General features: G+C 63.1%; 27 protein-coding genes and 2 tRNA genes. 21 read left to right on the top strand and 8 right to left on the bottom strand.

The window, feature by feature from the left end:
• Positions 1-21: 21 nt before the first annotated feature.
• The 3 genes from A1D30_RS20530 to A1D30_RS20520 form a co-directional block, all read right to left on the bottom strand.
• A complete protein-coding gene (locus A1D30_RS20530) occupies positions 22-1,485 on the bottom strand; it encodes a DUF5906 domain-containing protein (RefSeq protein ID WP_199866023.1) in 1,464 nt (487 codons plus the stop codon).
• A 232-nt stretch (positions 1,486-1,717) separates the two neighbouring features.
• The gene (locus A1D30_RS20525) at positions 1,718-2,788 is read right to left on the bottom strand and encodes a toprim domain-containing protein (RefSeq protein ID WP_063462586.1); all 1,071 of its coding nucleotides are present in this window, start codon (positions 2,786-2,788) and stop codon (positions 1,718-1,720) included.
• Positions 2,788-3,174: a hypothetical protein gene (locus tag A1D30_RS20520; RefSeq protein WP_063462585.1), complete on the bottom strand. Its 387-nt coding sequence runs from the start codon at positions 3,172-3,174 to the stop codon at positions 2,788-2,790. The genes A1D30_RS20525 and A1D30_RS20520 overlap by 1 nt, the downstream gene beginning before the upstream one ends.
• A gap of 284 nt (positions 3,175-3,458) precedes the next feature.
• On the opposite strand from A1D30_RS20520, the gene A1D30_RS20515 reads away from it, so the two are divergent.
• Positions 3,459-3,692: a hypothetical protein gene (locus A1D30_RS20515; protein WP_063462584.1), complete on the top strand. Its 234-nt coding sequence runs from the start codon at positions 3,459-3,461 to the stop codon at positions 3,690-3,692.
• Between the two features lie 165 nt (positions 3,693-3,857).
• Positions 3,858-4,166 (top strand): hypothetical protein, encoded by a 309-nt coding sequence (locus A1D30_RS20510; protein WP_063462583.1) that lies wholly within the window; start codon positions 3,858-3,860, stop codon positions 4,164-4,166.
• A gap of 67 nt (positions 4,167-4,233) precedes the next feature.
• Here A1D30_RS20510 and A1D30_RS20505 read toward each other — a convergent pair whose 3' ends face one another.
• Positions 4,234-4,560 (bottom strand): hypothetical protein, encoded by a 327-nt coding sequence (locus A1D30_RS20505; RefSeq protein ID WP_063462582.1) that lies wholly within the window; start codon positions 4,558-4,560, stop codon positions 4,234-4,236.
• Positions 4,561-4,586: 26 nt separating this feature from the next.
• On the opposite strand from A1D30_RS20505, the gene A1D30_RS20500 reads away from it, so the two are divergent.
• Positions 4,587-4,823: a hypothetical protein gene (locus tag A1D30_RS20500; RefSeq protein WP_131798505.1), complete on the top strand. Its 237-nt coding sequence runs from the start codon at positions 4,587-4,589 to the stop codon at positions 4,821-4,823.
• Between the two features lie 215 nt (positions 4,824-5,038).
• Here the strand turns inward: A1D30_RS20500 and A1D30_RS24950 are convergent, their stop codons facing one another.
• Complete coding sequence (locus tag A1D30_RS24950; protein WP_082836555.1) at positions 5,039-5,368, bottom strand: YdaS family helix-turn-helix protein; 330 nt, start codon at positions 5,366-5,368, stop codon at positions 5,039-5,041.
• Positions 5,369-5,448: 80 nt separating this feature from the next.
• Here A1D30_RS24950 and A1D30_RS24945 point away from each other — a divergent pair, with 80 nt between their 5' ends.
• The 18 genes from A1D30_RS24945 to A1D30_RS26505 all read left to right on the top strand — a co-directional run bounded on the left by A1D30_RS24945 (position 5,449) and on the right by A1D30_RS26505 (position 15,503).
• Positions 5,449-5,907, top strand: coding sequence for a helix-turn-helix transcriptional regulator (locus tag A1D30_RS24945; RefSeq protein ID WP_082836554.1), 459 nt, complete (start codon positions 5,449-5,451; stop codon positions 5,905-5,907).
• A gap of 54 nt (positions 5,908-5,961) precedes the next feature.
• A complete protein-coding gene (locus A1D30_RS25320; protein ID WP_109791005.1) occupies positions 5,962-6,360 on the top strand; it encodes a DUF4124 domain-containing protein in 399 nt (132 codons plus the stop codon).
• A 122-nt stretch (positions 6,361-6,482) separates the two neighbouring features.
• Complete coding sequence (locus A1D30_RS20495; RefSeq protein ID WP_131798504.1) at positions 6,483-6,977, top strand: hypothetical protein; 495 nt, start codon at positions 6,483-6,485, stop codon at positions 6,975-6,977.
• Entirely contained in the window at positions 6,974-7,639 is a 666-nt protein-coding gene (locus A1D30_RS20490) for a primase-helicase family protein (protein WP_131798503.1), read from the top strand. Before A1D30_RS20495 ends, A1D30_RS20490 begins: the two co-directional genes overlap by 4 nt.
• Positions 7,636-8,079 (top strand): hypothetical protein, encoded by a 444-nt coding sequence (locus A1D30_RS20485; RefSeq protein WP_063462578.1) that lies wholly within the window; start codon positions 7,636-7,638, stop codon positions 8,077-8,079. The genes A1D30_RS20490 and A1D30_RS20485 overlap by 4 nt, the downstream gene beginning before the upstream one ends.
• On the top strand, positions 8,076-8,303 hold the full coding sequence (locus A1D30_RS20480; protein WP_131798502.1) for a hypothetical protein: 228 nt from the start codon (positions 8,076-8,078) through the stop codon (positions 8,301-8,303). Before A1D30_RS20485 ends, A1D30_RS20480 begins: the two co-directional genes overlap by 4 nt.
• Entirely contained in the window at positions 8,297-8,431 is a 135-nt protein-coding gene (locus A1D30_RS26665; protein ID WP_277922025.1) for a hypothetical protein, read from the top strand. Before A1D30_RS20480 ends, A1D30_RS26665 begins: the two co-directional genes overlap by 7 nt.
• The gene (locus A1D30_RS20475; RefSeq protein WP_063462576.1) at positions 8,428-8,757 is read left to right on the top strand and encodes a hypothetical protein; all 330 of its coding nucleotides are present in this window, start codon (positions 8,428-8,430) and stop codon (positions 8,755-8,757) included. Before A1D30_RS26665 ends, A1D30_RS20475 begins: the two co-directional genes overlap by 4 nt.
• A 2-nt stretch (positions 8,758-8,759) precedes the next feature.
• Entirely contained in the window at positions 8,760-8,897 is a 138-nt protein-coding gene (locus A1D30_RS25885; RefSeq protein ID WP_157891348.1) for a hypothetical protein, read from the top strand.
• A complete protein-coding gene (locus A1D30_RS20470) occupies positions 8,894-9,211 on the top strand; it encodes a hypothetical protein (protein WP_063462575.1) in 318 nt (105 codons plus the stop codon). Before A1D30_RS25885 ends, A1D30_RS20470 begins: the two co-directional genes overlap by 4 nt.
• The gene (locus A1D30_RS20465) at positions 9,208-9,567 is read left to right on the top strand and encodes a hypothetical protein (RefSeq protein WP_063462574.1); all 360 of its coding nucleotides are present in this window, start codon (positions 9,208-9,210) and stop codon (positions 9,565-9,567) included. Before A1D30_RS20470 ends, A1D30_RS20465 begins: the two co-directional genes overlap by 4 nt.
• Positions 9,564-10,217, top strand: coding sequence for a hypothetical protein (locus tag A1D30_RS20460; RefSeq protein WP_063462573.1), 654 nt, complete (start codon positions 9,564-9,566; stop codon positions 10,215-10,217). Before A1D30_RS20465 ends, A1D30_RS20460 begins: the two co-directional genes overlap by 4 nt.
• Positions 10,214-10,501, top strand: coding sequence for a hypothetical protein (locus A1D30_RS20455; RefSeq protein WP_131798501.1), 288 nt, complete (start codon positions 10,214-10,216; stop codon positions 10,499-10,501). Before A1D30_RS20460 ends, A1D30_RS20455 begins: the two co-directional genes overlap by 4 nt.
• Positions 10,502-10,504: 3 nt before the next feature.
• Positions 10,505-12,640: a ParB/RepB/Spo0J family partition protein gene (locus tag A1D30_RS20450; RefSeq protein WP_063462571.1), complete on the top strand. Its 2,136-nt coding sequence runs from the start codon at positions 10,505-10,507 to the stop codon at positions 12,638-12,640.
• Positions 12,640-13,152 carry a hypothetical protein gene (locus tag A1D30_RS20445; protein WP_063462570.1) on the top strand — a complete coding sequence of 171 codons (513 nt, stop codon included), beginning with the start codon at positions 12,640-12,642 and terminating at the stop codon, positions 13,150-13,152. Before A1D30_RS20450 ends, A1D30_RS20445 begins: the two co-directional genes overlap by 1 nt.
• Positions 13,149-13,541, top strand: a complete 393-nt coding sequence (locus A1D30_RS20440; RefSeq protein ID WP_242421959.1) for an ASCH domain-containing protein — start codon at positions 13,149-13,151, stop codon at positions 13,539-13,541. Before A1D30_RS20445 ends, A1D30_RS20440 begins: the two co-directional genes overlap by 4 nt.
• Before the next feature lie 505 nt (positions 13,542-14,046).
• Positions 14,047-14,439 carry a hypothetical protein gene (locus tag A1D30_RS26510; protein WP_157891347.1) on the top strand — a complete coding sequence of 131 codons (393 nt, stop codon included), beginning with the start codon at positions 14,047-14,049 and terminating at the stop codon, positions 14,437-14,439.
• Between the two features lie 143 nt (positions 14,440-14,582).
• The gene (locus A1D30_RS26505; protein WP_277922026.1) at positions 14,583-15,503 is read left to right on the top strand and encodes a tyrosine-type recombinase/integrase; all 921 of its coding nucleotides are present in this window, start codon (positions 14,583-14,585) and stop codon (positions 15,501-15,503) included.
• 59 nt (positions 15,504-15,562) lie between these two features.
• Here A1D30_RS26505 and A1D30_RS20425 read toward each other — a convergent pair.
• From A1D30_RS20425 to hrcA, 3 genes are all read right to left on the bottom strand, one after another.
• Positions 15,563-15,639 (bottom strand) — tRNA-Arg (locus A1D30_RS20425).
• A 206-nt stretch (positions 15,640-15,845) separates the two neighbouring features.
• Positions 15,846-15,922, bottom strand: a tRNA-Ile gene (locus A1D30_RS20420).
• A gap of 50 nt (positions 15,923-15,972) precedes the next feature.
• Positions 15,973-16,977: a heat-inducible transcriptional repressor HrcA gene (gene hrcA, locus A1D30_RS20415; RefSeq protein ID WP_063462567.1), complete on the bottom strand. Its 1,005-nt coding sequence runs from the start codon at positions 16,975-16,977 to the stop codon at positions 15,973-15,975.
• Positions 16,978-16,980: the final 3 nt, after the last annotated feature.

Below are 16,980 nucleotides of genomic sequence, written 5' to 3'. Positions count from 1 at the left end.
ACCGTGTAACTGCGCGGGCGCTCATGCATCACCTCCATCAGGCTCACTGCCATCGTGGGAGGGGGAGCCCGACCCGTAGCCGATGTACTTCTTGAGAGCCTTGTCAAAGCTCACGACCGAGCCCGTGGCCCACTCGGTTTCCGTCATGAGCAAGTCGTCAGGCCCCGCATCAGGCGCCCGCAACACGGGCTCGCAGACCAGCAGCATTCGCGTGGTCTTCTTTGCCTCACCGGGGCGCGCGACATTCATGGCCTTGATCCGGGCTGGCTTGCTCTGCCCTTCGGCAAAGCGGGTTAAGGTGGGCGTGAACTGATTGCGCTTGAACGGGTATCGGTCGCCAGTGCGCTGGCACCACTTCAGGTATGCCGAATACGCCTGATCCACCGCGCAGGCCTGGTAGGGCAAGTCCAGCTCACCACCCGACCACTCCGCCCAGAACTGCTCAGGGCTCTTGCGGTTGATCTCGATCAGCGCCTCCTTGGCCGCCGTCATGGGGGCGGGCGAGTAGGGATGGAAGCCATCGAGGGGGTAGGTCAGCAGGAAGTGATAGAACGCCTCCGCGCCCCCGTTGTCCCGCCACTGGCCCAGCTTGCGGTAGTAGTCCGGGTCTTTGGCCCGGGGCGTGTACACCACCAGGTAGCGCCGGTCTGAGTTGTCCAGGGCCAGCGGCTGCAGCTCATTCGAGAGGAACACGATGTTCATCTGGTTCTTCTCTTCCCGACGCGCCAGGTTCTTCGGGTTGATCTGCACGGTGGGGCTGGTGATGAGCGCCTTCAGCCGGTTCTTGTTGTGCACCAGCTCAGCGCGGCTGGACACCTCATCCCCCACCACAAACATCTTGCAGCTGCGCCAGTCGTTGAACTTGTCTTCCAGCTCGTCCTGGCCGACCAGGGCGCCATACTTGCCATAGATCGCCACCATGATGTCGAACAGGAAGTTCTTACCGGCGCCCTCATCCCCGTGCATCACCACCGCCGTGCGCAGCTTTGCGCCAGGGTGCTGCAACGGGTAGGCCAGCCAGCACAGCAGCCAGTGCATGATCTCGTCGCACTCGGCATCGTGTTCGGCCGCCCGGCTGGTCAGGTAGCGCACCAGATCAAGGATGGGGTCCACGTTGCCCTCCTTGGGCACCATGGCCATGCCGTCGTACAGGTTGACCGTCGTTTCCGGGTCGCACTGCATCGTGGGGTCAAACACCACGTCATCCAGCCGCACCGTGCGCCGCCGCTCGCTGGACTTCCACATACGCACCATGTCCGCGCCGTGGGCGTGGCCCATGTTCGCGATCTTCATCTGCAGCCGCTCCGAGCCATCCCACACGGTGTCCGTGCCGTAGATCAGCACAAAGTGCTCGACGAGGTGATTGAACTTACCCCAGTCGATGGTCTTTTCTTTCTTGCGCCCCTGCACCGGCTTGTCGCCAGCGGCGTCATCTGCTGGAGGCTCAGAAGGCTCCCCGGCGTCACCACCCCCATCCCCCGACATGCGCGCAGCTGCGCTACTTTGGGGGAGGGGGGGCGGGGCCGAGCTGGGGCCGCTTTCAGCATCAGATGACGCAGCACCACCGCCCTGCCCCTTGCCCGCGCCAAAGTCCACGCGAACGACAGAACTATCGTGCGGCGCTGGCGCGCCGGGTGCAACGTGCGCCTGCAATGCTTCGCTTGCAGTCGGTGCGGGCTCTACCGCCCCGCCCTGTGGTCCGCTGCCTGGCGTTGTTTCAGCCATAGCGCCTCGCCATCATCGTGACGACGCCAGACAGCTGCTTGCGCACGGCATCCAGGCCCTCACGCGCCTGCAGATCGTTGAAGTCGGTGTCCTTCTTGTCCCGCGTATCCAGCTTGAAGATGGGCCAAACCAGATCACAACCCTCCACCTTGCGGGCCACAGCCCGGGCGGCATGGAGGCCAGGGTTGGTCAGATCGTGCGACACAGGGTCGCGCGTTTGCCAATCGTCGTCGGCCAGGATCAGGATGCGGGTGTGCGGGTACAGCTTGCGCAACAGCGGCACCACGTGCGCCAGGTTGCCCGCGTCCAGGGCAACGAACACCGGGTACTGGCCATCGATGGCCGCACGCGCCGTCAGACCCGTGGCATAGCCCTCCACCACAAACAGCAAAGGGGTGGCGGACACGCTGATATCGCCCAGGCGCAAGCAGCACCCCGGCTTGTCCATGCCCCGCTGGTATAGCTTCGCCCCATCCGGGCGGATGAACTGCAACGCCCGCAGCGCTTCCTCACGAGGCAAGTCGTACCGCAGCAGCGGCACCAGCAACGTGCCCTCGGGCAAGTGCACCCGCGTGTCATCTTCCCCAGGATCTCCCGGCCAGCGCAGCACAAAGGGCTCGGCCAGGTAGCGGCAGGCCTCGCCCGTCACACCCTTGCGCTCCAGATAGGGCGAATGCCCATCCTTTACGCCCCGGCGCCACACATCGATGGCCTCAGCCATCGCGTTGGCAATCTCCGCTTTGCGCTCGACCGCAGCCCGGGCGCGCTGCGCACGCAGCTCCTCTGCCCGGCGCGCGCGCTCCTCGGGGGACAGGGGCGCCCACTCCACATCCACCTTCTGACTGGCCCCGCCGTGACGGTAGGTGCCAAACGTGCCAGTCACGTATGTGCCACCACCCTTGTCAGGGTCGCGGCGGAAGAGATAAAGCTTGTACCAGTCCTTACCGCCCTTGCCGCACGTCACGCTCTTGGGCGTGTCCAGCTTCAGCGGCAAGTCTCGGCCTTCGCGCAGCTCGATGCCAAACTGCGCCATCTGGTAGAGCACCTGCTGATAGTTATCCATCAGCCGCGCCCTGCCCCGGTCAACCGCTCCAGGCGATGGGTCAACGCAGAGAACTGCCCCACCATGGCCTCCATCTGACGGGCCAGCACCTGCGCCTCTGTCTGAGGCTCCACGGGGACCGGGGGCGCGTAGCCCGCCTCACGCAGCAGATACGCCGTCAGGCCATGAAACCCCACCTCGCGCGCCAGGCGCATCAGCAGCAGCAACTGCGAAGGGCTCAGACGTTCGGCACGCGACCCGTTCAAGCAATCGAGCAGATGGCGCGCAGCAGTTTCCGGCGCCTTGTCAGGCCAGATCAGCGGCCCGACCTTCTTTGCGCCACCCAACGCCTTCACCGCATCCTTAGCGGCGTCCAGCTCATCTTCATATAGCAAAGGATCATTCACAGCAGCTCACCTCATGACTGTGCTGCCCGCAACGTTCCGAACGGTTCCGAATCATTCGGAACCGTTCGGAATGCTTTTTTTGGGCAAAAAAAAGAGACTTCAGTGCATGGAGCCATGCACTGAAATCACCATGAATAAAAAGCCCGCCAGCCGTGCGCCCAAGGAGGGAGGAAGGAACACAAAGGGAGGAAGCACGGCCACCGCTGCAAGCGGCCACGTGGCGGAAAATGACCCGTGGGCCTCGAACGCCCGCGAATCGAAAACAGGAACCATTGAAGGAACACATGAGCAACGCCAACGACAACACCCTGCCGCTGACAGCCGAAACAGCGAACGCCATCGTCAACGCCCTCGGCGCCCTGGTGTTCGCCACCGTGCGACAACTGCCAGCAGACAAGCAAGCAGCCTTTGCCAACGACCTGGCACGGCTGGCGAAGAACGAAGAGCGGCAGGGCCAGACAGCGACAGAAACCATCCTGCTGGACATGCACCGCGCTGCGGTGGCTGCGGCCAGCTGACACAGGGCGCCGCTCCGATCACGAACCGCTTGGAGGCCCTCCAAGCGTTGAACTTGGCTTCAAGGTCGTCAGACATGGCGCAGCCCTCCGCCCGCGTGATGGGTGCCCACCCACCCCTGGCATACGATGGAAGCCTCGACACAACCACTGCCAAGGGGGGCGGACATGCACGAACCCGAGAAATTCCAGCAAGAGACCATCAAGGCCATCACAGACCTCCAAGAGACATTTCGGCAGACGATGAGCCGCCAGTTGGCGCTCGGGGCGATGGTGAAATCCATACTGAATCGGGTTCCTCTGGCGGCTCTCCCCTCTGTTTTGGAGGAGTACGAAGCCGAGGTGGATCACCAAGTGGCACTGATGCCTCCGAAGTTCCAGCAACCGAAGCACTGGGAGGAGTGGTCAGGCGTAATAGAAGCGCGGATAAAACAACTGCAGCAGGCGCAGGGTCCAAAAACACCGGGCCAAGGCTGACACGGCTGAAAGCACGATCCACCTCACGCACGTCGTCGAAGATTGGCTTGTGGCTATCCATGGCCGCTCACCCCTGCCCTGCTGAGCCGTCATCCTTGCCGCTCAGGCGCTGGGCGCACCACTCATTCCAGCGCGCCTCCAGGTCATGCCCCTCCAGCAGCGCGCCGGCGTCAGGCTCCAGCCCCATGGAGCGCAAGATCATCACGCCCTCAGTCGTAGCGCCGACCAGGTCGTACAGCTCGACAGCCGCCGCCAGCAACGCCCGTTCCTCGGGGCGCCGGGTCACGGTGAACACGGTGGGCGCGAAAAACTTGCGATGGCGCAGCGTGGTGCCAGCGGCTTCGGCCCAGCGTTCGGCCATTTCAAGCAGTTGGAGGGTGAAGGCTTCATGCATGGGCGGCCTCGCTGAGAATGCTGGGGATGAACATCGAACCAAACGCGAAAACACTCAACACCATGGTGGACGCCATGGGCGCCATCGTGAAATCACTGGTGGCCACCCTGCCGCCTGCCCAGCAGGAAGTCTTTCTGCTGAAAATGATGGATTGCGTGGAGAGCGCCGACCGCAAGGGAGACGACTTGCTCAATTCGCTTCTCCAGACGTTGGTGGAAGCTGGGGTAACAGAGCAGCGTCCGAAGCCTCGATCCGGCGCTTGAGCGCCTGCGCCCCTGCGCGCAGCTCTTCGCGGGACGCAAGCTGCCCGCCAACCACGAACCGTTTGGACGAACGCCAGGCTTGGTATGAGTCGGTCGGGCGCCATGCCGGAAGCGCAGGCTGCACCTCGCTGGAGAGGAAAACGAACTGCGGCTCTGCGTTCACGCGGGTGAACGGCAAGCTCAACAAGGCCAACAGTGCGTGGCGGCGGGTGGTGCTACGCATGAGCAGCCTCCACCACTTCATTTTTAATAGCAGCCTGCGCTTTCTGGTCAAGCGCTGGAGGGTGTTTATCAGTGCCCGGAATCAACTCCGGCCAGACCTCCTTCCAGGTGTCCGGCCACAGGCTTTGGCGCGTAACCCTCCCTCCAGTCGCAGACTCAATGCGCGCCCCAAGCGACTCAGGAAGTCGGCGCTTGCCATCCCTCCAGAAGCAAACTGCTTGCGTAGTGACATTGAGGCTCCGCGCAAGGGCGGCTGCGCCTCCCACAATCTCAATCGCGTACGCCACTTGATCGAGAGGTTGGGCACGATGCGGTGTGTTCATGCCGACAATTCTACACTTGTAGAAGACGAAAAGTCTACAAGCGTATTTGCTCGTGCATCTACAGTTGTTTAGGCTTCTTCATGGCCTTAGGAAAACAAGTAAAACGCTACCGCCTGTTTCATGGCTGGAAGCTAGAAGACCTCTCGTTGAAAAGCGGCGTGGACGTCGGCACCATCAGCGCAATCGAGGTACGTGACAGCAAACGTTCGGAAAAAGCAGCGGCCCTAGCAAAGGCCCTGGGACTCACCCTTGAGCAGTTGCTGGACGAATCAGCCGACTGGACTGCCGTTGCAAAGGCAAAAGTCACGTGGGGGCAGACGATGGATTTGCCTGCAAGCGCACACCCCATCGAATCTCACGTCGTGAACGATATCCGGAAAGAACTACACCGCCCTCCATACTGGCCATTCACGGTAAGCCAAGAGGTTTTTCAACGCCTTCTCAGCAATGAAGACATCAATAACGTAGATACATTCATTCAAGGCATCGTAAAAACCAGAGAGAGCGACGCACGTAAAAGCCGACGCATTCAGCCGTAGGCCTTCGGCCAAAATCTACTATTTCCAAACCAGATTTCAGGAGGGTAGCGAGACATGAAAGCATCCCAAGCAAGCTGGATGGCCGCATGCCTCCTGGTCTACTCCAGCTCCTCGTGGGCCGTCCACAAATGCGTCGGCGCTGATGGGAAAGTAGCCTATCAAGAGGCTCCTTGCTCCAGTACCGCAAAAACTGCTGAGTCACTAAAACTCGATCAGGTGCCCCCAACCACACCGCGCGACTCACGAATTAATGCAGCAATTGCAACCAGCAAGATTGTGGTCGGAATGACCGCTGCGCAAGCGAGGCGATCATGGGGCGCACCTACGAAAATCAATCGCAGCGTTGGGAGCTACGGTAGCCACGAGCAGTGGGTGTACGACCGTGGTGGATTCAAATCCCAATATGTCTATGTCGAAAATGGCGTTGTGACCGGCGTGCAGTCCCCAGAGTAGGCGCCCTAAGGACAAACGAAGCCCAAATAACTACATAGATTCCACTCGTTCTACGATTGTTGACAGTCAACAATCTACGATTGTAGAATTCCTCCACGCCCACCCCGGGCGATGGAGGTTTCATGTCATTGCAAAGCACGGCCTGCCGCCCAACGGCAGCGCCAGCCAACCCAGCGCCCCGGCTACCCGGGAGCCACCCCCACCCCGCCCACTACCTAGCGCACGGCCGCCTGTACCGCGCCATCGTCTCCTTGCCCCGAGACATGGCCGAGCGCGACCGCCCCCTGCAAGAGCGCTGGGTGTTCTTCGACTGCCCCACCGGCGAGATTCCACACCCCCGCATCGAGGCACTTCTGGCACTGGCCTGGAACATCAGCACCATCGGCTGGTGTAATCGCGGTCTCATCTACGGCATCACCGAAGCCAGCGACCTGATCGCCCAGGGCGACGCCGACGACGACACCGCCCTGTTCGAGTGCGAATGGGGCAGCGAGGGCACCAAGCACGTGCCCCTGCACGACGTGGACTTCTTCTGCACGCCCCGCGTGCGGGCGCGGCTGGAGCTGGCGCTGCTGCAGGCGAATGTCGGCAAGGCTCTGGAAGGCGGTGCAGCATGAAGCACACAGCCGCACAACCAATGCTCGCGCTGCTGCGCCGCCTGACGCGCCAGCCAGAGAAGTCAGACGCCCAGTGCGACGCCGACATGCACTGGCTTCTGTGCTGGCTTGCAGTCCCCCTGCAACAACCGGGTACCAAGCTCACCGCCGCTGTGGCCATCCAAGGTGGCGCCGGGTCTGGCAAGAGCTTGCTGGCCCAGGTAATGGTGGATATCTACGAGGATCACGGCGCCATCGTGGGTTCCGAAGAGGCACATGGCGTCTTCAATGAATGGCTGTCAAACCGCCGATTTGTTGCAGTCGAAGCGGAGCACAGCCACCGATCTCTTATCGCCAAACGCGAGCAGATCAAGGCGTGGATCACATCGCCCGAGATCACTATCAACCGCAAATACCACCCCGCGCTGAAAGAAGAGAACAAGGCGAACTTCATTTTCTTGTCTGGCTCAGCGGTGCAGTGGGAGTTGGTTGACACCCAGCGCCGGTTCTTCGTTATTGAGCCCGAATCCCAAGAGGCACAACCAGCCTTTTTCCGCGAGATCCACCATTGGATCGACTGCGAGGGCGGCGCCGAGGCGTTTAGGCAGTACCTGCTTGAGTATCCGGTCACTGACTTCAGCTTTGGCGCCCAGCGGACACGCCAGAAGGGCGGTGCAGCATGAGCGCCGCCGTCCACCACATCCTGCGCCAGATGCAGCGCGATGCCCGCCTGGCGTGGCTCATCGGGCCAGGTAGCCGCACCTACGAACTGCTGACCGAGGAAGCCGCTACGGCTAACGGCCTCGACCTTGACGAACTGCGCCAGCAGCACGAAGCAACGCTCAAGTTCGAGCCGTGGCCCAACGACCTGCGGGTGGAGATAGACCCGCAAGCGATTTTGTTGGCCGCTCCAGATCCACGGCAGGCTTGCTGGCACGGGCAGGACAACTCGTATTCCAGCAGAGGCCATGTCGTGTGGCGCTCCAAGACCGAAGGTCGCGCCCACGTGTGGATGGGTTACGAGAAACGCAAGGCCGTGCTGGGACACGAGGAATGGACAAGCGATTTCCGTTTCTACGTGCCTGACAACTTCGGCAATCTGGTGGAGGTGCCCAAGCCATGAGCCCGCCTCGCCTCTCCCCCGCCATGCGCAACATGCTGCGCAACGCTATTGACGGCAAGCGTATCGGCCAGGGCCTTGCCGGTGGCCCGCTCAAGATCGCCGCCACCCGCCGCGCCCTGGAAGCTCGTGGCCTGCTCGACGCCGAGCTGAAGCCCACCGATGCAGGCCGCGCCGTCTTCACCCCCAAGCACGAAGCCGCTCATAAGGAGGCATCCCCATGCTGACCTTCCGCATCAAGGTGCAGGGCCGCAAGCCCTACGACGACATCTTCCACAGCGCACAGGAGGCCATGGACGCCGCCTTCGCCCTCTACCCAGAGGCCCGCAGCATCACCGTGGGGCCACTGCGATGACAGCCCGCGCCCACATCAAGGAGCTGATCACCGCCCCCGGTGATCGCTTCCCGGCCCCCACAAAGCCATTCCACACCGCTGACTTTCCAGCGCGGCCCATCACCATCTTCTTCACATCGGGCGCGGTGGACTTCCTCCCGCCCGAGGGAACGAACGACCGGCGCTTCATGGTGATCGAGGCCCCCAAACCCAAGCGCCGCGCTTACACCGGCTGCCCCATCCAGGTAGACGGCCCCTACTACGCCCGCAGCAAGACGCGCCCACTGCGCCCCTTGGCATCGGCCCTGCTGGTGGCGCTGGTGGCCGTAGTGCTCCGAGGAGGCTGAGCATGCGCGCCCTGCTTTTCATCCTGACCTACCTGCGCAACTGGTGGAGCTTCGACGGCAACCACGTGCGCATCAAGGCCGCTACGCACATGGACCTGGACCTGCGCGAACGCCGTCGCCGCCCAAGGGGTCGCCCATGACCGCCGCCCTGCAGCTACGCATACGCGGTCAGGTCACCTCGTGCGTGTGCCGCACCACCACGGCGGGCATCCCGCTGCTGGAAGTGCATCTGACTGACGCCGCCACCGGACAGGAAGTGCGCGCACGCCACTCCTACCCCAACGGCAGCGCGTCCAGCCACATGGCGGCCAACGCCCTGGCTCGCAGCCTGCGCGGCCAGGTGGCCGAGCTGGACGCAACCAATCCCCGATTCCGCGCCCGTCGCCTCGACTGCGACGCCGCGCACATCGGCCTTCCCTACCAAACCCCATCCACCCGAAAGGATCTGGAATGACCCGCAAGACCACAGTCACCTTCACGCTCAGCACCGATGCCCACGGCAACGTTGCGCTGGCTACCGACCTCGCCAAGCCCACCCCTGGCGCGGCTCTCAACGCAGCCCAGCTCGTGGCGCTGGAGTTGATCAACTACTGCCAACACCAGGGCCTAACCGTCACACACGGCACCCAAGCCGTGCCCGCGCTGTCGCTGGTGCATGACATCACCCAGGCCGATGGCTACGCCTACGCCGTCCCCGCAAGCCTGTGGCGCGCGGCCATTGATGTGGTGAACCGCAGCCAACACGCCATGGCCGTTGGCCCTTTCACTCCCGCAGAACTCGACCAACTCAGGGCGGAGGCGCAAGCATGAGCAGCTACTGGATCGTCACGGCCGATGGCATGCCCCACTACCTCAGTGGGTACGACATGGCCCAGAACAGATACTCCATCGAGGTCATCGCCCACGCGGGCGCGCAGATCAATCGGTTCACCGGCCACTGCATCCGCCCCTACAGCGTGGTGGAACACCAGCTGCTTTGTGCCGACATCGCTGCGCACCTGATGCTCCCCGCAGTTGTGCAACTGGCCTGCCTCATGCATGACGCGCACGAGGTGTATGTGGGCGATTGCAGCTCCCCCGTGAAGTGGGAACTGGGTAGCGCGTGGGAACGGCTGGAATCGCCCCAGGCCAACTCGGTGCGCCGCCATTTCGGGCTGATGGGAATCTTCCTAAGCCATCGAGCGCAAATCAAGGCCATAGACCTGATGGCGCTGGCCACCGAACGCCGCGACCTCGTCATCTACACCGAGGGCATATCGGCGCCTTGGGCCATCTTGGACACCCCGGGCCGCAAGGTCGAACCCGCCCACTGGGTGCAGCTGCACACCGCCGCCCGCGCACAACGCAGCTGGGCCGATTGGGCGCAGCTGTACCTCGAACGCTTTCACCAACTACGCGATGCCATCAACGCGACGCTGGCAACCAACATCCAATCAGTTACGGAAGGCATCAAGCAATGACCGCCCGCAAACACACCCCAGCAATGCAGCCCATTCCCACGGCCAAAGTCTCAGGCACCGGCAAGGTGCTCATCAGCCCCGTGCCATCGCAGGCCGAGCTGCAGGCCCGCCGCAAGAGCGAGCGCCTTGAGATCGCCAGCGCCGAAGTGCCCGTGCGCAACAGCACCACCAAGGGCGACCCGTACACCTGCCCCGAGCTGCGCACCAACCCCTACCGCCCGGGCTCGACAGACGCCTTCCGCCTGCCCAGCCGCACCAGCTTCCGCACCCCACAGCCTGCATAAACCATGGCCACCAAAGATCCACTCATTGGCCTCACGGTCACCATCAACCCCGACGCCAAGCCAGCCAAAGGCGGCGGCAAGCATCCCTACGCAGGCCAGCAAGCCCAGGTCATCGGCAAGCCACCAGGCGGGCGCAGCTACTGGCTGCAGTGCGGCGCCGCACAGGTGAGCGTGCCGCTGGCCGACTTCACTTTGGTCGGTGCCGACGCCGCCCAGGCCGCGCCCGCTGACAGCACCCTGTCCCTATCGGAACTAGTGCGCAGCAAGACCAACCGGCAGATCATCGAAGACGAAGCCCTGCTGAACATGGCCGCCACGATGAAGGTGTACGGCGTGCTGCAACCCTTGCTGGTGCGCCGCCTGCCTGCCGAGCGCCTGCAAGACACGTTCATCGACGAGGCCACCCGCCACGCCACGCACGAAATCATCGCGGGCGAACGCCGCTTCATGGCCGCTGGCATCGCAGGCCTGCGCCGCGTGCCAGTGCTGATCATCGCAGCCGACAACACCACCGCTGTGGTGCTGCAGCTGATCGAGAACCTGCATCGTGAAGACCTCAACCCTCTGGACGAGGCACGTGGCATACAGCAGCTGGTCGACGACTTCAGCATGACGCGCGAGGCCGTGGCCGACGCGCTCAAGAAAAGCCGCTCGCACGTGTTCGAGAGCCTGCGCCTGCTCAACATCTGCCCCGAGGCCATTGCAGCCCTCAAGGCGGGCACGCTCAACCGCAGCGTGGCCCTGCTGGTGGCCCAGCGCCCCACACCAGCCCTGCAGGTGGAGTTCACCAGGAAGGTGCTCACGGGCGGCCCCGATGGCGGCCCGCTCAGCTACCGCAGCGCCAAGGATCTGGCCCAGCGCAACTACATGACGGACCTCACCCAGGCGCCCTTCGCCCTGGACAACGCCCAGCTGCTGCCCAAGGTGGGCGCATGCACCCAGTGCCCCAAGCGCACGGGCGCCAACCCCGAGCTGTGGGACAAGGCGGGTGCAGACGTCTGTACCGACACCGCCTGCTTTGCCGACAAAAAAGAGGCCCACTACGACGCCCTCAAGGCCGATGCCCAGGCCAAAGGCCGCCAGATCATCACCGGCCGCGAGGCGCGCGAGCTGATGCCCACCGAGGGCGCTACCCCCAAGGGCTACATCCTGCTGGACAAGCCCAAGAAGGGCGGCACAGAGCCCATGCGCGAAGTGCTGGGCCAGGAAGTGCCACAGAGCAAGGTGGTGCTGATCGAAACGCCCACAGGCGGCGTCGTAGAAGCCGTGCCCGTGCGTGCTGCGGGCGAAGCGCTGCAGGCCAAGGGTGCGGCGGGCAAGGCGAGCAAGAAGGCCCCCACGCGCACCAAGGAAGAGCTGGAGGATGAATACCAGCAACGCTGGCGCAGCGCAGCAGTGCGAGCCACCATCGAGGGCCTGCGCGTGGATGCCGAGCCCGACGATCTGGATTCACTGCCCCAGCAGGCCGCATACCGCATCGTCCTCACCATGGCCCGCGAGACGGATGATGAAGCCCTGGCGCAAATCTTCCAGCTGAGCCCAGGCTTCAGCGACGACACCCTGCAGAGCGCTGTGCGCGGGGTGGCGGAATCCCCACCGCGCGTGCAGAACATGGTACTGCTCATGCTCGCAGCCGCCTTCGACCATGGCCCCATGTTCAACCGGCCCGCCGACGAAGCCCTGCATCTTGAAGAAGTGGCCCCCATTGCCAAGGTCGATATCGGCGCCATCAAGCGCGAAGTGCAGCAAGCCATGAACGCCGAAGCCGTCGAGCGCGCGGCCGAGGCCGACGCCGAGGCCGCGCCTCCGGTCGCCGACAAGGCCAAACCTGCCCTCAAGCCCAAAGGCAAAGCCAAGGGCGCCGTGGACGGCACCGGCAAAGCCAGCCAGGCCGAGGTGATGGCGGGCATCGCCCAGGCCATGAGCGAACAGGCGCCCCAGGCCAACAACTTCGAGCCCAACCAGCACGTGCGCGTGCGTATCGACCTCAAGAACGCCAAGGGCGCACTGATGCTCACCAAGGGCGCTACAGGCGTTCTCACCAGCAAGACCGGCGACCGCGCCTGGATGCTCAACGTGCCCGATCTGCCCGGCGCAAACGGCCTGATCGCGGACTACACCGAGCTGGAGGCTATCTGATGGGTCTCCCACGCTACCGCATCCCCCAGCCTCGCCAAAAGGCCAACGTGGATACCCTCCGCAAGGCCCTGCAGCGCGCCTCGCGCCTCACCGAGGCCGAGATCCGCGAGACCATGGACGCCGTGCGCCAATGCGCCACCCGCATGCGCGAGGGCGTGGCCACCGAGCTGCAGGTGCAAACCCTGCGCTCCACAATGCTGATCGCGCTGGAGATCGAGCGTCTGGGCTACGTGCGCGGCATGTCGGGCCACATCGACGCCGCACTGGTCGCCATCAAATCCGTGCTGGATCGCGGCAACGAATCGGGTGAATGGCACCCCACGCCGCTGCGCTACTACGAACTGGACGCCATCACCTGCATGGTTGACCTGCACGACCACCAGCTGCGCCAGCTGTCCGCAGCAGAGCTACACACCGCCAGCAAGCGCGTCATCGCCCACATGCAAAGCCAGGGCGGCGGCGAGCTGCTACACGTGGCGCCGTCCGACCTGGGCCTGGAGGTGTCAGCATGATCCCCGCTCTCAGCATCCGCCAGCCGTGGGCCTGGCTCATCGTCCACGGCCACAAAGACATCGAGAACCGTGATTGGCCCACCAACTTCCGGGGCCGCCTGCTGGTGCACGCAGGCCAGACCATGGCCCGCCGTTACTACGACGAGACATGCGAGGAGCTGCTGCGCATGGGCCTGCTGCCCGCCAGCATGCCCGCCTACGAAGACCTGCCGCGCGGCGGCTTCGTCGGCTGGGCCCATGTCACCGACTGCCGCCAGCACCATCCATCCCCTTGGAAGCAAGACGGCTCCCACGGCTTCGTGCTGCGTGACAGTAGCCCCATTCCCTTCGTGCCGTTCAAGGGGCGCTTGGGGTTCTTCAATGTGCCGAAAGAGGCGGTGCCATCATGAAAAAGAATCGCCCCGCTGCCGCGCCACGAGTGCCTCAACCCGAAAAATGCGCGCCCTGCGTTACACCGACGCGCTGCGGCGCTTCCAGCCTCGGGGACAAAGGACCTCGATGCGCTGGACGCTCTGACGGCCCCGACACCTGCGACTGCATCAATGCATGTGGCGACGATCCCTGGATCAAAGCTGGCCGCAGCAAGCCTTGCATCCTGTTGCTTCCAAAGCTGCGTGGCGAGGCCATGGACCGTCACAGCGGCGGGACCACCTGGATTTTTTCAGTTCCTCCGCTTCATGCTATCCGTGTAAAGCTCGTTCATGCGGACGCTGGATTGACTCCTGAGCCCAGGCGTGAGTCCCCCCTCCACAACGGGTTCTATGTTTGGCTAGAGAACTGGGACTTCAATTCGTCCTGCTGGAGGCTGGTCATCGGCTCAATCAGCAGCGGCTTCCCAACGCGCGAGGCCGCCCATTCACATGCCAGCCACCTCTGGGAAATGGAGCGCCTGAAATGAAACGCGGCCTCACCCAACAAGAAGCCATGGCCTACGTCGGCGTAAAGCGCCGCACCTGGGAGGCCAACTGGGCGCCCCACCTCACCGGCATCCACCAGGGCGTGTGTCTCATCTACGACCGCCAGGATCTGGACAAGCTCTTCGACGCCATGAAGGCCGAGGCGGCAGGCGAGCAGCAGCCCACAGAACAAGACGCGGCCAACGACAGCGCGCACAATGCGGCCAGGAACGGACGGCCCGAACAGAAAGGAAGGAACACATGGGCCAAAGCACTCGGGGTATCTACCCCAACAAAAGCAACAACACCTGGGAAGTTGACAAGTGGTGGCGGGGCGAGAGATTTCGCCAGCGCGGTCTCCTTAGTTATGAAGAAGCGGAAATCTGGCTGATCAAGCAGCTGGCCGACAAGCGCGCGGTGGTGCTCCACGGAGCCCGCCAGGCGCGCATCTTCGACGGGGTGGCCGCCCACTACCTGCTGACGAACCAGGACAAAACCTCGCTCGCAACCGAGGCCATCCTGCTGAAATCGATCATGCCCTTCATCGGCCAGCTTGAACTCGCGCAGATCCACGACGCCACCCTGGCGCCGTACATCGCCGCGCGCAAACAAGAAGGCCGCGCCAACAAGACCATCAACCTCGCGCTGGGCATAGTGCGCCGGATTCTCAATCTGGCCGCTACCACCTGGCGCGATCAAGATGGCCGCACGTGGCTCGACACGGCCCCCAAGATCACCGTGCTGCCCCTGGTGGGCCACCAGCGCGAACCATCCCCCATCAGCTGGGGCCAGCAGCGCAAGCTGCTCCCCAAGCTGCCCGACCACCTGGCCCGCATGGCGCTGTTCGTTCTGAACACTGGCGTGCGTGACGATGTGGTGTGCAGCCTGGAGTGGGATTGGGAGATCCAGATCCCCGAGCTGGGAATCTCAGTGTTCGACGTGCCCCGCGAACACGTGAAGGGCAAGAAGCGTGGCCGCCTGGTCGTGTGCAACTCGGTCGCCCAGTCGGTGATCGAGGCAGCACGGGGCCAGCACCCCAAGTATGTGTTCGTCTACCGCCGCGAGCGGAAAACCAACACCACCAAGGCCCCGCTGATGAAATACCGCCGCATCCAGACCATGAACAACACGGGCTGGCAAAACGCGCGGGCTGCTGCTGGCCTGGGCGATCTGCATGTGCATGACCTGCGGCACACCGTGGGCATGCGCCTGCGCGAGGCTGGCGTGGCCGAAGGCACGGTGGCGGATATCTTGTGGCACAGCACCCGGAGCATGACCCAGCACTACAGCACGGCGCAGATCGTGGAGTTGCATGGGGCGCTGGAGAAGATCACCGCCGACAGCGGCGCGTGGAACAAATCGCTGGCAACACTGCGGGCTGAGCACCAGGCACGCCTGGCCGGGGAGCAAAGTCCCCCAAAAGTCCCCACAAGGGCACTGGAGCGGGTAGCGTGAAGAACGCACCCCAAAAAGGAAAAAGCCCTGCAAATCATAGACTTGCAGGGCTTACCTGTTGGTGCGGCTGGCAGGAATCGAACCCACGACCCCTTGGTTCGTAGCCAAGTACTCTATCCAGCTGAGCTACAGCCGCTAAGCTTTGAATTATAGCGTGATTTCTTGGCGACCCTTGAAATCTTCCTTTTTATTTGCATCCACTTGGTAGTGGCATGCTGCAAACAAAATCTAATTCAGCGCAAGCCACGATTGTAATGCACTCCAAGGCGTCTCAAAGAGAAACAGAGCACATTGCCGTTGAAAAATGGCTTGATCACGATGATCACCCATGCGAACGATGGGTGGTAGGGCGTGTTGGACTTGAACCAACGGCCAAAGGATTATGAGTCCTCTGCTCTAACCAACTGAGCTAACGCCCCAAGCCATGCTCCAGCGCTATACAACGGGGCAAGCGCCGTATTGTAGGGGCTTACTTGCGATGGCTGAGCGCGTTAGAGACCAGCTTGGAGGTGATGTCCACAATCTGGATCATCCTGTCATACGGCATGCGCGTGGGGCCGATCACTCCCAGCGTGCCCACCACCGTGCCATCCACTTCGTAAGGGGCGCTGACAATGGACAACTCTTCAAAAGGCACGACCTGGCTCTCCCCTCCGATGTAGATGCGCACACCCTCGGCCTGGCTGGAGATATCGAGCAGGCGCAATATCTGCGTCTTTTGCTCGAAGAGATCAAAGGCCCGCCGCAAGTTGCCCATGTCACTGGAAAAGTCGCTGACGGCCAGCAGGTTGCGTTCACCAGAGATGACGACTGCATCCTGAGCTTCCGACAATACCTCGGACCCAACATTCACCGCAGCCTGCATCAGCGACGCAATTTCGCCGCGCAGCACATCCACCTCGGACTTCAGTCGTTCGCGCACCTGCTCCATTGCAAGCCCCGCGTAGTGCGCATTCAGGAAGTTGGAGGCTTCGATAAGCTGAGACTGCGAGTAGTCCGCTTCGGTAAAGATCACCCGGTTCTGCACATCCCCCTCGGGCGAGACGATGATGACGAGGAAGCGCCGCTCGGAGAGCCTCAAAAATTCGATGTGGCGAAACACGGAGGTGCGCCGAGGTGCCATCACGACACCCACAAACTGCGACAGATTGGAAAGCAGCTGGGCAGCATTGGCGATCACCTTCTGCGGCTGCTCGGGGGCAAGCTGGGGGGCCGTCAACGGGTCCCGCTGCACAGTCAGCATGGTGTCCACAAACAGCCTGTAGCCCCGCGCGGTGGGGATTCGACCCGCCGAAGTGTGAGGGCTTGCGATCAGCCCCAGCTCCTCCAGATCGGCCATGACATTGCGGATCGTGGCAGGCGACAAATCCAGGCCGGAAGCCCTGGACAGGGTGCGGGACCCCACCGGCTGCCCGTCGGCGATATAGCGCTCGACCAGGGCTTTGAGCAACAACTTGGCGCGGTCATCGAGCATGGA

Source organism: Acidovorax sp. GW101-3H11, from assembly GCF_001633105.1.
In the GTDB taxonomy this organism is placed as follows: domain Bacteria; phylum Pseudomonadota; class Gammaproteobacteria; order Burkholderiales; family Burkholderiaceae_C; genus Acidovorax.
Note: the sequence above shows the minus strand (reverse complement) of the source record. Positions and strands in the feature narration are given on the sequence as shown.